At 56.8% G+C, this 17,706-nt stretch carries 13 protein-coding genes and 1 riboswitch; of the genes, 6 read left to right on the forward strand and 7 right to left on the reverse strand.

The annotated features are described in order from the left end of the window. Positions 1–43: 43 nt before the first annotated feature. From EQV93_RS12020 to EQV93_RS12035, 4 genes are all read right to left on the reverse strand, one after another. A complete protein-coding gene (locus EQV93_RS12020; RefSeq protein ID WP_122785102.1) occupies positions 44–652 on the reverse strand; it encodes a YqiA/YcfP family alpha/beta fold hydrolase in 609 nt (202 codons plus the stop codon). A 95-nt stretch (positions 653–747) separates the two neighbouring features. Continuing rightward, positions 748–1,563, reverse strand: coding sequence for a 3',5'-cyclic-AMP phosphodiesterase (cpdA, locus tag EQV93_RS12025; RefSeq protein WP_146384792.1), 816 nt, complete (start codon positions 1,561–1,563; stop codon positions 748–750). Positions 1,564–1,616: 53 nt separating this feature from the next. After that, positions 1,617–2,069, reverse strand: coding sequence for a DUF1249 domain-containing protein (locus tag EQV93_RS12030; RefSeq protein WP_122785104.1), 453 nt, complete (start codon positions 2,067–2,069; stop codon positions 1,617–1,619). Beyond that, positions 2,060–2,677, reverse strand: a complete 618-nt coding sequence (locus tag EQV93_RS12035) for an NUDIX domain-containing protein (RefSeq protein WP_122785105.1) — start codon at positions 2,675–2,677, stop codon at positions 2,060–2,062. The genes EQV93_RS12030 and EQV93_RS12035 overlap by 10 nt, the downstream gene beginning before the upstream one ends. 222 nt (positions 2,678–2,899) lie before the next feature. On the opposite strand from EQV93_RS12035, the gene EQV93_RS12040 reads away from it, so the two are divergent. After that, a complete protein-coding gene (locus EQV93_RS12040; RefSeq protein WP_240891626.1) occupies positions 2,900–3,637 on the forward strand; it encodes an RsiV family protein in 738 nt (245 codons plus the stop codon). 118 nt (positions 3,638–3,755) lie between these two features. Here the strand turns inward: EQV93_RS12040 and cytX are convergent, their stop codons facing one another. Both cytX and thiC read right to left on the reverse strand, forming a co-directional pair. Then, the gene (gene cytX / locus EQV93_RS12045) at positions 3,756–5,018 is read right to left on the reverse strand and encodes a putative hydroxymethylpyrimidine transporter CytX (RefSeq protein WP_240891627.1); all 1,263 of its coding nucleotides are present in this window, start codon (positions 5,016–5,018) and stop codon (positions 3,756–3,758) included. Positions 5,019–5,205: 187 nt separating this feature from the next. Then, entirely contained in the window at positions 5,206–7,095 is a 1,890-nt protein-coding gene (gene thiC, locus EQV93_RS12050) for a phosphomethylpyrimidine synthase ThiC (RefSeq protein WP_122785108.1), read from the reverse strand. 154 nt (positions 7,096–7,249) lie between these two features. Beyond that, a riboswitch (TPP riboswitch) is annotated at positions 7,250–7,355 on the reverse strand. 202 nt (positions 7,356–7,557) lie between these two features. Between thiC and EQV93_RS12055 the strand changes: the two genes are divergently transcribed. Together EQV93_RS12055 and EQV93_RS12060 are read left to right on the forward strand one after the other, a co-directional pair. Beyond that, positions 7,558–8,994, forward strand: a complete 1,437-nt coding sequence (locus EQV93_RS12055; protein ID WP_122785109.1) for a TolC family outer membrane protein — start codon at positions 7,558–7,560, stop codon at positions 8,992–8,994. Between the two features lie 125 nt (positions 8,995–9,119). Continuing rightward, the gene (locus EQV93_RS12060; RefSeq protein ID WP_240891628.1) at positions 9,120–13,805 is read left to right on the forward strand and encodes a dermonecrotic toxin domain-containing protein; all 4,686 of its coding nucleotides are present in this window, start codon (positions 9,120–9,122) and stop codon (positions 13,803–13,805) included. A 19-nt stretch (positions 13,806–13,824) separates the two neighbouring features. Here EQV93_RS12060 and waaA read toward each other — a convergent pair whose 3' ends face one another. After that, positions 13,825–15,102 (reverse strand): lipid IV(A) 3-deoxy-D-manno-octulosonic acid transferase, encoded by a 1,278-nt coding sequence (gene waaA, locus EQV93_RS12065; protein WP_240891629.1) that lies wholly within the window; start codon positions 15,100–15,102, stop codon positions 13,825–13,827. A 166-nt stretch (positions 15,103–15,268) separates the two neighbouring features. On the opposite strand from waaA, the gene EQV93_RS12070 reads away from it, so the two are divergent. From EQV93_RS12070 to EQV93_RS12080, 3 genes are all read left to right on the forward strand, one after another. Beyond that, positions 15,269–15,601: a DMT family transporter gene (locus EQV93_RS12070; protein ID WP_095004291.1), complete on the forward strand. Its 333-nt coding sequence runs from the start codon at positions 15,269–15,271 to the stop codon at positions 15,599–15,601. 87 nt (positions 15,602–15,688) lie between these two features. Beyond that, positions 15,689–16,864, forward strand: coding sequence for an NAD(P)/FAD-dependent oxidoreductase (locus EQV93_RS12075; protein WP_240891630.1), 1,176 nt, complete (start codon positions 15,689–15,691; stop codon positions 16,862–16,864). Next, positions 16,861–17,673, forward strand: a complete 813-nt coding sequence (locus EQV93_RS12080) for an aldo/keto reductase (protein WP_146424680.1) — start codon at positions 16,861–16,863, stop codon at positions 17,671–17,673. The genes EQV93_RS12075 and EQV93_RS12080 overlap by 4 nt, the downstream gene beginning before the upstream one ends. Positions 17,674–17,706: the final 33 nt, after the last annotated feature.

A 17,706-nucleotide genomic window follows, 5' to 3' on the forward strand; every position in this document is an offset into this window, starting at 1 on the left:
GTCGTTAGTCGTAAATTAAGAATAAAGGCCATTACCGGGGCGCCTAAAGGGCCGCAAAGTCGATGGCTTGATAACGGTGTGCACTGATCCCGGCAAATGTCAGGAGATCGGGCAGTTGCTGGGCGAAACCTTGGTAGCTGTGATCACCGCCTGCCTGAATACGTAAGGTGCACGCCTTGTAGTACTGCTCAGCGTAGCGGTAGTCCAGGGTTTCATCGCCTGTTTGCAACCACACGTGATAACGCTGCGGGTCCTGAGGGGCTGGCACTTCAAGCTCGGCGAGGGCCGCCACGTGGTCGAGAGTCAGTTCCCAGGTTTCGCCGCTGTAATGATTGGTTTGCGTACCCAGATAGCCGTCGAACATCCGATGCGGGCTGACGGCCGGGTTGATCAGCAAGGCCTTGAGGCCCAACTGTTCGGCCAGATACGTCGCATAGTAGCCGCCGAGCGAGCTGCCGACCAGCAGCGGCCTGCCAAGCTCATCGATTGCCGCCCGCAATTGGGCAAGTGCCTCACGTGGATGGTGGTGCAAAGCCGGCACATGCAATTGATGACCGAGGCCGATGCGTTGCATCACCGAGGCAAGCTGGCTGGCTTTCGTGGACTCGGGCGCACTGTTGAAACCGTGGATATACAAAATGGAACCGGACATGCAATCACTCCCGAGTACAGGTTAGCCAACGCTACATCAACAAAGACGCGCAGTTTAGCCTGACTCGGCATCTGGATATATCCGGTCTGCAACACTCAGTAATTATTGGCGCTGTAATCGGGCTCGAACGTGAAATCTGCTAGCCGCGAGATACCCGTCTGCACATCGCCATCCGGCAGCAGGCGCAACCAACGATAACCCGGCGCCTGGTTGCTGACCTTGAAGTCCGTGCTGCCTGGTTCGAACTGAAGACAGGTTGAGGGGGTGGCCAATAGCCTCACATCGTTGCGCTGCTGATCAAATGCTTGGTGCACATGCCCCCACAGCACCACTCGCACCTGCGGAAAGCGGTCAACGACGGACCAGAACGCAGTGGCATTGTGCAAACTGATCCCGTTCATCCACTCACAGCCGATAGGCACGGGGTGGTGGTGCAGGCAAACCAGATGATGACGCTCGGGCGCCTCACTCAGGGCTTGGGCGAGCAGTTGCAGTTGATCGTCTTCCAGGTAGCCGTGAGCTTTGCCGGCAACAGACGAGTTGAGCAGCGTAATGCGCCAATTGCCAATATCGACCACAGGTTCCAGCAAACGGCTTTGCACGGCGGCTTCGGCCATGGGGGCGAGGTCATCGTGATTGCCAGGCAGCCAGCGCGCAGAGGCTGCAAGCGCTTGAGTCATCTGACGAAAGCGCTGATAGGCCTCAACGGTTGAGTCCTGAGTCAGATCGCCCGTAGCCAATAGCAGGTCGATCCGGGGTTGTTCGACGCGCACAAGATCGATGACCCGTTGCAAGCTTTCAGCCGTTTTAAGCCCCAGCAGCGACCCGTCTGTGTCGGCAAACAAATGGCTGTCTGTCAGTTGCACCAGCAGCACCGGATCGTCTGTGGTCAGCGTGGAGACATTCGGCAAGAGGATTTCTCCGGAGCACGTTTATAAAAAGAGCGAAGACATGCGATAAATCGTTATCGGACTTGCGCGTATTCATGACCGCAGGTCAGGCAATGACTGAGCCACTCGCCCAAAAAGATATTGAGCTGGGCCTTTTCATCAGGCTGATGCATGGCCACGTTGGGGTAAGGATAAATACTGCGAAAACGCCGCGCATGCTCTGCGCCGATCACTTCGGCCATGCGCGCATCGTGGTAAACCTGCACCTGCAATTCCGGCACGGGCAACCAGGGCAAACTGTGTTCCTGGCGCACGCGCAGGGTGCTGGTGTACGGGCAGTCGAGCATCACTTCAAGGGTCAGGACGCCGAGCATCTGGTCGCCCTGAGTCACCGCAATTCGCCGCGCGCTGGGCTGTTCACGCATATCGGGCAACAAGCGCATCAAGCGTGCAAAGTTAGCCTCGCAGGCGGCCTGCAAGCCAATCAAATCGACCCTGTATCGATCACGTCGCGCCGTTACTGCCATAACCCCCTCACTTCAGCGCGATTAAGCGCCAGCCATTGCAGGGCAATAATGCTCGCTGCATTGGAAATACGTCCATCCCGTACTGCTTGAAGCGCATCTTCGTACGCCCAAACCGTCACTCGAATATCTTCGGCCTCCTCTTCCAGTCCATGCAAGCCGCCCACGCCTTCAGTGCTGCAACGGCCCAGGTACAAATGGACAAATTCGGTGCTGCCGCCTGGCGACGGGAAATAGCGCGTGATGGGCCATAGCGACGTAAACGTCAGCCCCGCCTCTTCTTCGCCTTCGCGATGAGCCACTTCTTCGGGCTCTTCAGCCTTGTCGATCAGCCCGGCGACCAGTTCGATCAACCACGGGGTATCGGTCTTGCCCATCGCACCGACGCGGAACTGTTCGATCAGCACCACTTCATCGCGTTGCGGGTCATAGGGCAGCACACACACGGCATCGTGGCGCACAAACACTTCGCGACTGATCTCACGGCTCATGCCGCCGGCAAACAATTCATGGCGCAGGTGTACGCGATCGAGCTTGTAGAAGCCTTTGAAGCATTCTTCGCGTTTTACGACCTCGACAGCGCTGGGCGTGGCGCGGGTGATATCAGTCATTGCAAACCTCTGGCTGGCGAATTCTTACCGGGGCAAACCCCAAGCATCGCGCATCCTAACGCGCCTGAGGTTCAGCATGTAGCCTCTTTTTTGCCACAGGGATAGACGGATCGCCTGCAAACCCTCTCTAATTGACTGGCTTAAGCTTAGTGTCGAACTGACGCCTTTGTTGGCAGTCGAACACGCATAATTTCACCTTTTATTCGTTAATGAAGGACGACCATGTCGCTTTTAAAATTTGCCTCCATGGCGTGTATAGCCCTGACACTGGGCGCTTGCCAGAGTGTTTTCCAGCCCAAGCCAATGGCATTCACCCAGGACGCTTCGGAGCAGGTCAAGACAGGTTGCGAGGGCCAGGATTGCCCGCTGGTGAATATTGACACTTTGCACTTTGCCAATGCGCCGCAGCTCGACGCTCTGATCGAAAAGCGCCTGCTGCAAATGACCGTGAACTCGCCTGACGAGAAACTGGCGCCGTCACTGAATGCCTACCGCGAGCAGTTTCTGCGCACCGCGCAGCCTCGCAACAGCACCTACTTGCAGGCCAAAGTACGCGAACAGCATGACGACCTGGTGGTGATCGAGCTGTCCAGCTACCTGGACACCGGCGGCGCACACGGCATGCCGGGTCGCGGGTTCATCAACTACTCGCGCACCGCCCAGAAAGAAGTGACCTTGCAGGACATGCTGCTGCCGGGGCAGGAGCAAGCCTTCTGGGGCGCGGCCAAAGTGGCTCATAACAACTGGCTGATCAAAACCCACTACGGCAGCGACCCGGAATACGTGAAGAACTGGCCTTTCCAGAAAACGCCGAACGTGGCCCTGCTCAAAGACAACGTGGTGCTTAAATACGACGTGTACAGCATTGCACCGTATTCCGAAGGGCATGTTGAGCTGAGCATCCCTTACTCGCGCCTGCGCGGAATTTTGAAGCCTGAGTGGGTTCCAGCGCAGGGTTAAACCTGAGCGACCCTCACCCCAACCCTCTCCCAGAGGGAGAGGGGGCTGATTTGCAGTGTGCTTGAGGCCGTGCTCGGTCAGTCCCCTCTCCCTCCGGGAGATAGGTGGTGAGGGGCTTTTAGCGTTGACGCCCCAACACCCACTGCAACGCCCCCGCCAGTAACAGGGCCGGCAAGGTCGCGCCCACATCCGGCAGCAGATTGGCCAGCACGTGATACGTCACCACCCCGCCCAACCAGGCCAGTAACGCCGAACCGCTAAATAACGTGGGCGCCACCTGAACACTGCGTTTACGCACGATAAAGTGGTCCACCAGCACCACGCCAAACAACGGCGCAAACACTGAGCCAATCAACAGCAGAAAGTTCTGGTACTGCGCCAGCGGCGCGAAACAGGCAATCAAAGTACAGATAACACCGATGATCAACGCCAAGTGTTCAACCTTCAACCGCAGCAACAACCCACTGGAGACCGCCGCCGAGTGAATATCGGCAAAGGCGTTTTCAGACTCGTCCAGCAGAATCAGCAATAACGGAATCCCCAACCCGGCCCCGGCCAGCGCCAGCAATAGGGCATTGACTTCACCGCTCGGCGCGAATGCCAGGGTGTAGGCCACACCCAGACTCATCAGCCAGAAGTTGCCAATCAAAAAGCCCAGCGCGGTGCCGCCAAACACACTTTTGGCGCGCTTACCGAAACGTGAATAGTCGGCAATCAAGGGCAACCACGACAGCGGCATGGCGATGGCAATATCAAAGCCCACGGCAAAGGGTAGCGAACCATCACCCTTATGCGCCCACAGCGCAGGCAAGTCAGCTTTGCTGAAGAGGTTCCAGGTCAGCCACAGGCACGCGCCCAACAATAGCCAGATACCCCATTTGCGCAGAATTTTACGCACAAAGGTCAGCGGCCCACTGACTGCCAGCAAAGTTGCCAGAGCACCGAAGAACACCGTCCACAACAACGGCTGGCTCCACAGGCTGGTGTCACTGAATGCCCGCGCGCCCAACAGGCTGGCGGCGTCACGCATGACAATGATTTCAAACGAACCCCAACCGATCAGTTGCAGTACGTTAAGCAATGCCGGGAGCATTGCACCACGGCTGCCCAGACTGAGTTTAAGCGCGGCCATGGACGACAGGCCGGTGTCGCTGCCGACCACGCCCACCGACGCCAGCAACGACACGCCCACAAGCGTACCGAGAAAGATTGCCAACAATGAACCCGATAGCCCCAGACCTGGCGCCAGTAGCGCGCCGGTCTGCAACACCATCAAGCCAATGCCGAGGGAAAACCACAGAGAAAACAGATCTCGACCGCCGAGGACCCGCTGACTGGCAGGTACCGCGACGTCCGGTGAGTAAGTATTGGGTGTGTTCAAGGCATGAATCTCAAGGAGAGCAGGATAAACACTTATCTCGTAGCAGCTGCCAAAGGCGGCGTCCGATTGCGAAGCGATCGTAAAACCTGAAAATGCGGTCTAACAGATGTTCCGCGATCTCTGAATTTACGACGGCTACGCCGCCGAACGCAGCCTTCGGCAGCTGCTACGGAGTTTGCGGTTTAGATCACACTTTTTTGTAGAGCTGGCTGCCTTCTTGCTTGAAGCGCTCTGCTTGCTCGGCCAAACCTTTGGCCACGTCGACGTCGATGGCCTCGATACGCTGGTTGGCCGCGTAAATACGCACTTCCTGTGTGATTTTCATCGAGCAGAATTTCGGCCCGCACATGGAACAGAAATGCGCGACCTTGGCCGAGTCTTTAGGCAAGGTTTCGTCGTGGTACGAACGCGCGGTGTCCGGATCAAGGCCCAGATTGAACTGGTCTTCCCAACGAAACTCGAAACGCGCCTTGCTCAGGGCGTTGTCACGGATTTGCGCACCGGGATGGCCTTTGGCCAAGTCGGCGGCGTGGGCCGCAATCTTGTAGGTGATAATCCCGGTCTTGACGTCATCTTTGTTCGGCAAGCCCAAGTGCTCTTTAGGCGTCACGTAGCAGAGCATGGCGCAACCAAACCAACCGATCATCGCCGCGCCAATGCCCGAAGTGATGTGGTCGTATCCCGGCGCAATGTCGGTGGTCAGCGGGCCGAGGGTGTAGAACGGCGCCTCGTCGCAGCACTCAAGCTGCTTGTCCATGTTCTCTTTGATCAACTGCATTGGCACATGGCCCGGGCCTTCGATCATGCATTGCACGTCGTGCTTCCAGGCGATTTTGGTCAGTTCACCGAGGGTTTCCAGTTCACCGAACTGCGCCGCGTCATTGGCGTCGGCGATCGAGCCGGGCCGCAAGCCGTCACCCAGCGAGAAACTGACATCGTAGGCCTTCATGATTTCGCAGATGTCATCGAAATGGGTGTAGAGGAAGTTCTCTTTGTGGTGCGCCAGGCACCACTTGGCCATGATCGAGCCACCACGGGAAACAATGCCGGTCACACGCTTGGCGGTCAGCGGCACATAGCGCAGCAAGACGCCGGCATGAATGGTGAAGTAGTCAACGCCCTGCTCGGCCTGTTCGATCAGGGTGTCGCGGAACAATTCCCACGTCAGGTCTTCGGCCACGCCATTGACCTTTTCCAGTGCCTGATAAATCGGCACGGTACCGATCGGTACGGGAGAGTTGCGGATGATCCATTCGCGGGTTTCGTGAATATGCTTGCCGGTGGACAAGTCCATGACCGTGTCCGAGCCCCAGCGAATGCCCCAGGTCAGTTTGGCCACTTCCTCTTCGATGGAAGAACCCAGTGCGCTGTTGCCGATATTGCCGTTGATCTTCACCAGAAAGTTACGGCCGATGATCATCGGTTCCAGCTCAACGTGGTTGATGTTGGCCGGAATAATGGCACGACCACGGGCGATTTCATCGCGCACGAATTCGGCGGTGATTTCTTTAGGGATATTGGCGCCGAAGCTGTGGCCTGCGTGCTGCTGGTCGAGCAGACCCGCTGCGCGGGCTTCCTGCAATTTCATGTTTTCGCGGATAGCGACGTATTCCATTTCCGCCGTGATGATGCCCTGACGCGCGTAGTGCATCTGACTGACGTTGGCGCCCGCCTTGGCCCGACGCGGGTTCTTCACGTGGGCGAAACGCAGTTTGGTCAATTCAGCGTCTTCAAGACGCATTTGGCCAAAATTCGAACTCAGGCCCGGCAAACGCTCGGTGTCGTTGCGGTCATCAATCCACGCTGAACGCACATCGCCCAGCCCTTTGCGCACATCAATCTGCACAGACGGGTCGGTATACGGGCCGGAGGTGTCGTAGATCAATACCGGGGCATTCACTTCGCCCCCAAAATCGGTGGGCGTGACATCCAGGCTGACTTCACGCATCGGCACCAGAATGTCAGGGCGCGAACCTTGTACGTAGACTTTTTGCGAGCGGGTAAACGGCTTGACCGACTGTTCATCGACCTTGGCCGAATCACTGAGGTTGATTGCGTTTTTTAGTTTTGTACTCATCACGGCTCTCCAGACTGCATCCAGGCGGATTGTCGGAGGAAGAACCTGAAAAAAGCACGGATGCACCCCATGACTGGGTGCTGAGTGGCGGCCTCGAACAACTGATCATTTTTTGATCAACTGATCCCGGACAGCACTCAAGAGGACTCGCCGGGAGACGAGAAATCTTGTTCCCTACGCAGGCGTTAACCTGATCAGGTTCAACGGGATCCGAAATTATTCGATCTCAGCCTCATAGCAAGGCACCCCGACAAGAACGTGGCCAGTCTAGGGGAGTGGTAAGTATTTTGCTACACGTTGCCAGCTACAAGCGGCAAGCTTTAGATGTTGATCCAACTTGTAGCTTGCAACTCGCAACTTGCAGCTGCCCTCTATCTACAAAACTACTACACTCGCTACGTCTTGAAACCGCGAGTCGGACTCGGGCCATCATTTTTCGCACTCTTGAACTAGGGATCGCTCATGCTGCGCAAACTATCACTGGCAATCGCCGTGTCTTGGGCGACCAGCGCAATGGCTCTGGACACCATTGCCCCGTTGTCCAGCCAAAACGGCCTGGTCAGCGTTTACCACGAAGCGGTCGACAACAACGCTGATCTGGCCGCTGCCCGCGCCGATTACGCGGCACAAAAGGAAGTGGTGCCACAGGCCCGCGCCGGTTTGCTGCCTAACTTGTCCGGTGGCGCCGAGTCCAGCAATGTGCGCACCGCCATTGACCAGCCCTCGCTGACCACCAACCGCAGTGCGATGGTGTATCAGGCAACGTTGGCACAGCCGCTGTTCCGGATTGATCGCTGGTTCCAGTTGAAAGCCGCCGAATCGATCAATGAGCAGGCTGCTTTGCAACTGTCGGCGACCGAACAGAATTTGATTCTGCAATCGGCCAATGCCTATTACTCGGTATTGCGCGCCCAGGACACGCTCGCCGCCACCAAGGCTGAAGAAGAAGCCTTCAAGCGCCAGCTGGACCAGTCTCGAGAACGCTTTGACGTGGGCCTGTCGGACAAGACCGACGTGCTGCAATCCCAGGCCAGTTACGACACCGCACGCGCCAACCGGATGCTGGCTCAGCGTCAGGTGGAAGATGCCTTTGAAGCACTGGTGACGCTCACCAACCGCCAATACAACTCGATTGAAGGCATGCGCCACACCTTGCCGATTCTGCCGCCATCACCCAACAATGCCAAATTGTGGGTCGACACCGCCGGGCAGCAGAACCTTCAACTGCTTGCCAGCAACTATGCGGTAGATGCAGCAGAAGAAACCCTCAAGCAGCGCAAGGCCGGCCACGCGCCGACGCTTGATGCCGTGGTGCAGTATAAAACCGGCGATAACGATGCCTTTGGTCTGAGCAACCCCAATGCCCTCAACCAGCGCTATGGGGGTGACGTATCGCAACGCAGCATTGGCGTGCAACTGAATATCCCGATCTACAGCGGCGGGCTGACCAGCTCACAAGTGCGTGAGTCTTATTCCCGCCTGGATCAGACCGAGCAACAGCGCGAGCAATTGCGCCGCCAAGTGGTCGAAAACACGCGTAATTATTTCCGCGCGGTCAACACCGACGTTGAGCAGGTCTCGGCACGCAAACAGTCGATCATCTCCAACCAGAGCGCACTGGAAGCCACCGAAATTGGCTATCAGGTCGGTACACGCAACATCGTTGACGTACTCGACGCCCAGCGCCAGTTGTACAACTCGGTGCGCGACTATAACAACAGCCGCTATGACTACATCCTCGACAACCTGCGACTCAAACAGGCAGCAGGCACGTTGAACCCCGGCGATCTGCAAGCCTTGGCTCAGTATTTGAAAGCGGACTACAACCCGGACAAAGACTTCCTGCCACCCGACCTTGCCAAAGCGGCTGAAGCCAACTTTCGCTCGCCGGGCAACTGAAGCGCTGATTTCTTCGCAGCAAGCGCAGAGTCACCATAACCCGCTACCACCGTTCCTTGAGAGCACCAGAGGTTAATACGACATCACGGTCGTTTGACCTCTTGGAACTCAGTACAGGAACACTCATGCCTACCTCAACCTCACAGCAAGTTGTGCCCCCGGAAAATGCCGTGCGTGCGCAATTCAGCGGTTCGCCGACACTCGAATCCATCACTCAACAACTGCTCGCCGATGCCATAGCCCAGCAATACCCGTCACTTGTGATTGACCTCGATCACACCCGACTTGCCACCCCTCAACCGATGGGTGGATGGACACTTGAACCGTTTATGGCAAGGGTCAAGCAGTTCCTGGGCAGCGGAACAGACCTTGATTTCAGCCCGATTTACGGCGAATCCTACTATTTAAGCGATCAACACTACGCATGGCTCACCCTGCAAGAGGGTGAACTGGATATGAAGGTCATTGAAAAGCTAGTCAAAGAACTCGCCTGGCGTTTACCCATTGGCCTGCAAGACGCGCTGAACGAGTTCTGGGGGCAAGATTGCGGAGCTGGCGGTAATCGCTGGAGCTGGCTAAGTGATGTTATTAAAGACACCCAAACCATTCGTGCACTTCAACAACCCGACCTGAATAAAGAGATACTTCAAGCCATTAGCCAAGTGATCAACGCGCCGGTGCGCGAGGATCGAATACGCCTGTATCAGGACAATGCGGTTAGGGCTTACTGGATTAAGGTTTCATTGATTAGCGCTGGCGTCATGAGTTCAGGGTTAAGTGCGCGCATTGCATTGGCTACCCGGGATCGGGTTTTTGTGTTCCAGCCCAACGGCAGAACCCGCACCTATAAAGACATTGACGCCCTTAGCCAGAGCTGGAGTGCAGGCGTCAAGCGCCGTTATGCCGCAGAAGAAATCCGGCTCACACGCTTTGAGCTTGAAGGCAATGTATTTGAGGCCAGCGCCGCCGCCATCCTCAACCAACAACTGGAACGCATCGGCTTGTTGAATCTGCCCGCCAGCATTGGATGGCAAGCGCTGGACAATGTGTATAGGGATATCACCGACACCGCAGCACTGTTCGAAGATTCACCACAAGCCGATCTCGACACACTTGAAACACTCAAAACTCAACTGCCCGACTGGCTGGCCAATGCCTCCCCCGGAGATCAGGCACTCTATCGCCAATACAGTTTGTCACTGTCCGCAACCAAAAAAATCAACAAAGGGCAGACTTATCTCTACGGCATTACCGATCTGCACACCTATGCCGTCGATGTACTTCGCGAGCAAATGCGAGCCGACCAGTTACGACTCGAACTGAACACCGACAAGCATGTATCGGATGCCGTACTGGACCCCGAGGCGCTTGAGCTGACGTTTACCACAGCAACAGGTTTGCCAGATGCAGTGGGCATCATAGAGTCAACGGCCATGAGCCTGACCGAACTGGCGTTGAACAATCTGAAGGGACGCCCCAAAGGCAGCGTGAGACTGCGTCATCGCTATGGATTAACGCTACCTGACTGGCTCACAACCGACTACATCACGCGCCGAAATGGGCTGATTGAACAGGTGAATATTGGCAAAGCGTATCCCGAGAGGCTGGAGGATCTACTGCTCAGCAGTTCGGCGCTAAGCACGCGTGAAAAGATATTCGCCGAACACCTGAGCGCGCAACTGCCCCTGGAAGCACTGGAACACAGCCTTAAAAAAGAAAACGGTGTGACCGCTCAGGGCGCGCGGTATGTCGCAGCATTGGTACAACCGGGAACCAGTGACAGGGTCGTCGACGAAAACATCATCGTCATTCGCCACCTGGCGCTGGTGCGTAAACACGAGGCGTTGCCTGATGTCGTGGCTAACATGTTCATCATTGAGCCCCAGGACGTAGAGCAAGGACCGCACCTGCTTTACCGCCCCTTTTACGCCCAGTCATTACTGGAATACCCCACCCGCGCGGCACTGCTGGACGCTATTGCGCAACCGGGTGAGTTGCAAAAGAGCGTATTGACCTGGTTAAGCGACCGTGCACGTCCCGTTTATGATTATGGCGGCTTCAAAGAACCGCATATCGTGCATTTCACGCTCGGCGATGAGTTCGCACCGATTGATACGCCAGCCCCTGCGCAGCTGGCGACTAATGGCACCAGCAATGAGTTGATGCAATATCTGGCGAACGGCCAACTGATGCTGTTTCTGTATGGCAGCAATGCCAGAGGACTGGTGGAACAAGCCAATGCAGAGTCCGTTTCCAACAGTGAAAGTCGCTGGGCAGTACTCCTTGAAGGTGCCAGTCTGATTTTTAACAGCTTGCTGTTGCTCCCGGAACTGCCCCGCCCCCTCATGCTTACAGCCGGCCTCAAAAGTTTGGCAGAACTGGCCGTCAGGAACATTCCAGCACTGGCCAGTCCCGATAAGGCCGTGCGCGAAAATGCGGCAGCAGATGTTCTGATCAACCTTAGCCTGCTGCTGTTTCACCCGATTCTGGATGCTCTGCCACGCCTCACAAAATTACCGCCTGGCCTGAAGTCCAGCATCATGCGGCCCTTTGCTCCCCCACACTTCAAAGAGAACTGGCCCGCCTCCCCTCCACCCCTGATCGATGCGGGGCTGGTGGCGCTGCCGGGGGTATTCCCCAACACCGAAAGTACCCCGGTCGACTTCAGCTTCGCCAGTGCCCGCAACCAGCTGACACCCAGCCAACGGGAACGTCTGGCGGGTTTTAAAGTGACTACCGCTCAGCCTCTACCGCCCGCACAAGCCAGTGGTCTGCACAAAGGGCTTTATCGCTTTGATGACAAGTGGCACGTACTGATTGGGGAAGACCTTTTCCCCGTGGACGTGGACCCTAGTGGCGCAGCCGTGATCGTCAGCGCTTCGGACATCAGTCTGTACGGCCCCGGTGTAAAACCAGACGGTCGAGGCAAATGGTCGTTGGATCTGCGACTGCGCCTGCAAGGTGGTATGCCGCCCCGGCGGATCGCCTCCCGCCAGCGAGAAAATGAAGCACGAATCCTTGAATTGAGGGGTGAGCTGAACGATTTTTATGCAGCAGAAGAATCGCTGTTCAGAAAGGTTAAAGTCACCTCCGAAGCGCTTCAATCTGCCTCAGCGGACCTACGTTTCCCACGGGCGCAGATTGCATCCCTGCGAGAAAGGCTCAACACAGCGTTGCAGGAACAACTGAATGCTTACTTAAAAATGCTCAACACCACAGAGGAGCGCATCCGGCTACATGTTCCTTTTACGACCTCCTCCTTAAACACGCTGCTTGAGAAAGCCTTCAATAACAGAGTCGTGGCCTTGTACCTGTCATCACTTGAGCGAAAAGCACTAACAGACAAATGGCCACAGTTCAGCACTCCCGGTCCCGAGCTTGACTGGGCGGGAGAGGACGACCCACAAGGCTTCAACCAGTTCCTTCACGAGATGATAAGCCTCAACGGGCGCGCGATTGAGCGTGTTGAAAAAAGAAACTCATTGCTGGATGAGTTGTATAACCAAGGCCCATCCGGCGTGACCTCCGCCACGCCCCTGCTCGAAGAAATTTCCAGAGAAGGTCTTACCCCGTTGAGCCTCAAAGCGGTTCAACTGAGTTGCCTCAAATTGGCCAGCACCAAAATACGGGTAGAAAGCGCTGTTGAAGAAAGCCTCGACCATACGATTGACCCCCTTCAGGAACACGTGCAAACCCACAATGAACTCAACGTGCAGACGTTAGATAGCCACAAACGCCTCGAAGTCCTGGACAGCCTGGTGGAAAACTACGGTCAGGCGCTGGATGCTTTGCATGGCATCCGCATCGTGAACGCCGAGGACCTGGAGCCAGAATACTTCAATAAACTCGTGCAATTGCTGACAGAGCTTTACCAGGACGCCAGAACGTTACTGGCAGCCGAAATCAAACCTGAGCCGAAAGCGCGAAAAAAACCTCGTAGCCGTCCCTCCTCGGGGGGTACGCCCAAGAAGAAAGTCATCAGCGTAAAGGGTAGAGGCAAATTGATTGGCGAAATCAAACCCGCGGGTAAGGACTGGCCCATCGAGGTCATAGAAATACGCGATGGTTTCGAAAATAAATTGCTGTCGACCTACTCCCAACATGGCGACGAATGGCGAGAAATCAAAGAAGCGGTGCGCCCTGTCACAGCCCCCTCACGCGCACTCAGCCTCATCAAGGGTGAAGCCCGCAAACTCTATCGCTTGTATGACGAAAATCTGTTCAAAGCCCGAGAGTTTCAAAAGCTCTGCCGGTATCCGGTAGAAATTGAAGAGCTGTTCACTAACGAAGGCAAAAAACTCGACAAACTGGCAACTGAAATGGACGTCGCCATGCAGAGTATCCCTGCCGAATCCCGCCGAGCCGATGATGTGTCACTGGTGGACAACATGCGCACAGCAGCCCGTAACTTTTTCAGCGAGGGCAAGGCATTTCGTACTCAATTAAGCAGGGAACTCCCACCCACCCACAGCAACCTTCAATATCTGCTTGGCGAGAACCTTGTACAAATTGCAGGTCTTGGGAAGCGCATCAAGTTACAAGGACCACGCCAAGACTTTATCCAGGAATACGCCGTCAATGACAGGGGAGGTTTTACGCTGTGGTATGCCCATTTTCACTACGCCGAAGCCCGAACACCAAAGCTCGAATTTGAAGTCGCTCACCTTAAAACAAAGGAACAGCGCAAATTGAGCTATTACTCACAATTGGCGGACGCGCGTAGCGAGCAAGCGGTTGTCGATGTGCACTATGGCCGGATCGGCAAGGAGCTGGCTGAACGCTGGTTTCTGCCTTTGGCGGGTGATGAATAGCCCTGTTTAACTCGATGACTCAAGGTGGCAATAAGCGCCCCAAAGCATTCAGTAAACGTTGAAGTGCGCCTTGGTTGGCCTGCATTACCTTCAGGCCCGCCTCGGCCATTCGGTGCGCGTCTTGCGGCAGCTCAAACAAGCGCTGCACCGCCAAGGCCAAGCCTTGGGCATCTTCCACTTCCAGCAACGCACCGGCATCGCGTAACAACGCAGCGATGTCGAGGAAATTGAACAGATGCGGTCCGCTCAACACAGGCAAGCCCAAGGCGGCGGGCTCCAGCAGGTTGTGCCCGCCGTTGGGCACCAGACTGCCGCCGACAAAGGCGCTGTCTGCCAATGCATAGAGAAACAGCAACTCGCCCATGGTGTCGCCCAGCATAACCTGCGTTAGAGGGGTCACTGCCTCGCCACTGGAGCGGCGCACCGTGGCAAAACCTTCCCGCTGGCACAGCTCAAACACCGCGTTAAACCGCTCGGGATGACGCGGCACCAGAATCAATAGCGCATCAGGGTAACTGACCCGTAACTGCCGATGAGCCGCGAGCACGATTGAGTCTTCACCTTCGTGGGTACTGGCGGCGATCCAGACAGGACGGGCTTGTGCCTGCCAGTGTTCGCGCAATGCCCGGGCCTTGACCACCAACTGCGGATCAATACTCAAATCGAACTTGATGGACCCTGTCACCTCAACGCACTCAAGACGCGCGCCGAGCTCAAGGAATCGTTGCGCTTCAGCTTCTGTCTGCACGGCGATGAGGCTCATTTCCTCAAGCATCGGGCGAGTCAGTTTGGCAAACCGTGCGTAGCCTTTAGCCGAACGGGCCGACAGCCGCGCATTGGCCAGCGCCACCGGAATGCCTCGTTTTGCGCATTGGTGAATATGATTGGGCCACAACTCGGTTTCCATGATGACGGCCAGTATCGGCTGCACGCGATCCAAAAAGCGCGCCGCCGCCCAAGGCAAGTCATACGGCAGGTAGCAATGCTGGATTCGCGGCTCATCGGCAAACAGGGCCCGAATGCGTTCTGATCCAGTGGGCGTCATGCAGGTCACTGTAATGGGCAACTGCGGGTAACGCTTGAGCAGCGCACGAATCATGGGCGCGGCGGCGATGCTTTCGCCCACGGATACCGCATGAACCCAAATTCCGCCCGGCTGCATAACCGGCAGATTGAGGGCGAAGCGTTCACCGATACGTTTGGCATACGCTGGCGCCTTGCGCGCCCGTAGCCACAACCGAATCGCCACCAATGGCAGCCCCAGATGAAACAGCAAGGTGTAGAGGGTTCTATTCATGGGCGCAGAGTTTACTTGAAAACGGGCGTTACGATGATGGCGCTTGATGGGCAGTCGTATTGTCGGAACGGCCCCTGAACAGGTCGCAATTAAAACCCGTACAGACTTTTACAACCACTAGACTGCCTTGCTGGTAAATTGCCCCGCCCCCATTCAGGACTTCTCCATGAACGCTTACTACTATCTGGCTATCGCCATTTGCGCCGAAGTGATTGCCACCGTTTCGATGAAAGCGATCAAGGGGTTCAGCACGCCACTGCCACTGGTGCTGGTGATTGCCGGTTACGCCACCGCGTTCTGGATGCTGACGCTGGTGGTGCGCACGATCCCGGTCGGTGTGGCATATGCCGTCTGGGCAGGCATGGGGATTGTAATGGTGAGCGTCGCCGCACTGTTTATCTACGGCCAGAAACTCGATGTTCCGGCCATGCTCGGTATGGGTTTGATCGTGCTGGGTGTGGTGGTGATCCAGTTGTTCTCTAAAACAGCGGGGCACTAAGCCTGCCCCTCAGCGGCGCCGACAGAACGTCAGACTCTGGATCACGTTGTATACTCCCGACCTTGTCTTTTAACACTGAGGTCGCCCATGCCATCCGTTATTTCCACCGACGTGCTGATTGTCGGCGCTGGTGTTGCCGGCCTCTGGCTCAATGCCCGCCTGCGTGGCCAAGGCTTCTCCACAATTGTGGTCGAGCGCGAAAGTCTGGGCGGCGGGCAGAGTGTGAAGTCCCAGGGCATCATTCATGGCGGTGCCAAATACGCGTTACATGGCGCGCTAACCGGCGCGTCCGAAGCCATTGCCGATATGCCGCGCCGCTGGCGCGAAGCCCTGGCCGGTGAAGGCGAACTGGATCTGCGCGGTGTGCGCATCCTTTCCCAAGCTCATTACCTATGGTCGCCCGGCACGCTGGCGGGCAATCTGACCAGCTTCTTCGCCAGCAAGGCTGTGCGCGGCCGGGTTGATCAGGTGAAAGGCGATGAACTGCCCCCGGCGCTGCAAGACCCCCGTTTCAAGGGTAAGGTCTATCGACTGGCCGAGCTGGTGGTCGATGTGCCAAGCCTGATAGAGCGTCTTGCCGAACTCGCGCAAGACGGTTTATTGGCAGCGCAATCCATCGAGCCACTGATTGAAGACGGTGAAATGATCGGTCTGCGCATTGATGGCCGCGAAATTCACGCTCAGCGCATCGTGTTCAGCGCGGGCGCTGGCAATGCCGAGCTGCTGGCCAGTGCCGGTATCAGCGTGCCTGCGCAACAGCTGCGCCCTCTGCATATGGTGATGGTCAAAGGCCCAACGCTTAAGCCGCTCTACGCCCACTGTCTGGGTGGCGGCCCCAAGCCACGTATTACGGTGACCACCCACCCCGCTGCCAATGGCGAGTGGGTATGGTATCTGGGTGGGGACATTGCCGAAGCCGAGGGTGTCGCTCGCGAACCGGCCGAGCAAATAGCGGTGGCACGCAAAGAACTGGGCAATTTACTGCCATGGATCGATCTGAGCCAAGCCCAATGGGCCACGCTGCGGGTCAACCGTGCCGAGCCGGCGCAATCGGGGCTGGTACGTCCGGATAACGCCTTTGTCGCCGACCAAGGTCGTTTACTGGTGGGCTGGCCGACCAAACTGGCACTGGCGCCGGACTTCTCGGATCGCGTGCTGATGGCGCTTGAACAAGATGGCATACAGCCAGGCAATCCCCCTGCCTTGCCACCATTGCCTCGCCCGCCTCTGGCGAAAACGGCCTGGGAGCAATTGTTGCCATGAGTCAGCCCACTCTGCACGATTTCCATCGCCCACTGGGTAGCACCGGCCTTGTGGTTTCACCGCTAGGGCTGGGAACCGTCAAACTGGGCCGCGATCAGGGCGTGAAATACCCCAGCGGCTTTCAGATCCCGGATGACGACGAAGCACGCAGGCTGCTCAAGCTCAGCCGCGATATGGGCATCAACCTGATCGACACTGCGCCGGCCTATGGCCGCAGTGAAGAGCGCCTTGGTCCTCTGTTGCGCGGCCAACGCAAGGACTGGGTCATTGTCAGTAAAGTGGGTGAAGAGTTTACCCACGGTGAGTCCAGTCATGACTTCAGCGCCGCCCATACCCGGCTGTCGGTTGAACGCAGCCTGAAACGTCTTGAAACAGACTTCATCGACATGGTGCTCGTGCATTCTGATGGCAATGATATGGCCATTCTTGAACAACAGGATGTGTATGAAACCCTCGCGGCCCTTAAACGCGAAGGCAAAATCCGCGGGTTCGGCCTCTCGGGGAAAACCGTTGAAGGTGGCCTCAAAGCGCTTGAAGTGGGCGACTGTGCGATGGTCACCTACAACCTGAATGAGCAGGCCGAGAAGCCGGTCATTGATTATGCCGCGGCCCATGGCAAAGCCATTCTTGTCAAAAAAGCGCTGGCCAGCGGGCATGTTTGTCTAAGTCCGGGGGTTGATCCGGTGCGCGCCAGTTTTGAACTGGTATTTGGCCATCAGGGTGTTGCCAGTGCTATTGTCGGCACCATCAACCCGTTGCACCTGGCCCATAACGTAGTCACCGTGGCGCAGATTCTGCGTAAACCTTGATGCCGCCGACGCGGCCGACCCCGACGCAAGAAG

Origin of the sequence: Pseudomonas sp. TMW22091 (assembly GCF_022496705.1) — a bacterium.
Lineage (GTDB): Bacteria > Pseudomonadota > Gammaproteobacteria > Pseudomonadales > Pseudomonadaceae > Aquipseudomonas > Aquipseudomonas saxonica.

What these genes read in the sequence shown, in the direction of transcription:
- EQV93_RS12035 (WP_122785105.1), bottom strand. Translation starts at nt 2,677, where the DNA reads ATGACTGATATCACCCGCGCCACGCCCAGCGCTGTCGAGGTCGTAAAA.
- EQV93_RS12080 (WP_146424680.1), top strand. Translation starts at nt 16,861, where the DNA reads ATGAGTCAGCCCACTCTGCACGATTTCCATCGCCCACTGGGTAGCACC.
- EQV93_RS12055 (WP_122785109.1), top strand. Translation starts at nt 7,558, where the DNA reads ATGCTGCGCAAACTATCACTGGCAATCGCCGTGTCTTGGGCGACCAGC.
- thiC (WP_122785108.1), bottom strand. Translation starts at nt 7,095, where the DNA reads ATGAGTACAAAACTAAAAAACGCAATCAACCTCAGTGATTCGGCCAAG.
- EQV93_RS12040 (WP_240891626.1), top strand. Translation starts at nt 2,900, where the DNA reads ATGTCGCTTTTAAAATTTGCCTCCATGGCGTGTATAGCCCTGACACTG.
- waaA (WP_240891629.1), bottom strand. Translation starts at nt 15,102, where the DNA reads ATGAATAGAACCCTCTACACCTTGCTGTTTCATCTGGGGCTGCCATTG.
- EQV93_RS12060 (WP_240891628.1), top strand. Translation starts at nt 9,120, where the DNA reads ATGCCTACCTCAACCTCACAGCAAGTTGTGCCCCCGGAAAATGCCGTG.
- EQV93_RS12070 (WP_095004291.1), top strand. Translation starts at nt 15,269, where the DNA reads ATGAACGCTTACTACTATCTGGCTATCGCCATTTGCGCCGAAGTGATT.
- EQV93_RS12030 (WP_122785104.1), bottom strand. Translation starts at nt 2,069, where the DNA reads ATGGCAGTAACGGCGCGACGTGATCGATACAGGGTCGATTTGATTGGC.
- EQV93_RS12075 (WP_240891630.1), top strand. Translation starts at nt 15,689, where the DNA reads ATGCCATCCGTTATTTCCACCGACGTGCTGATTGTCGGCGCTGGTGTT.
- EQV93_RS12020 (WP_122785102.1), bottom strand. Translation starts at nt 652, where the DNA reads ATGTCCGGTTCCATTTTGTATATCCACGGTTTCAACAGTGCGCCCGAG.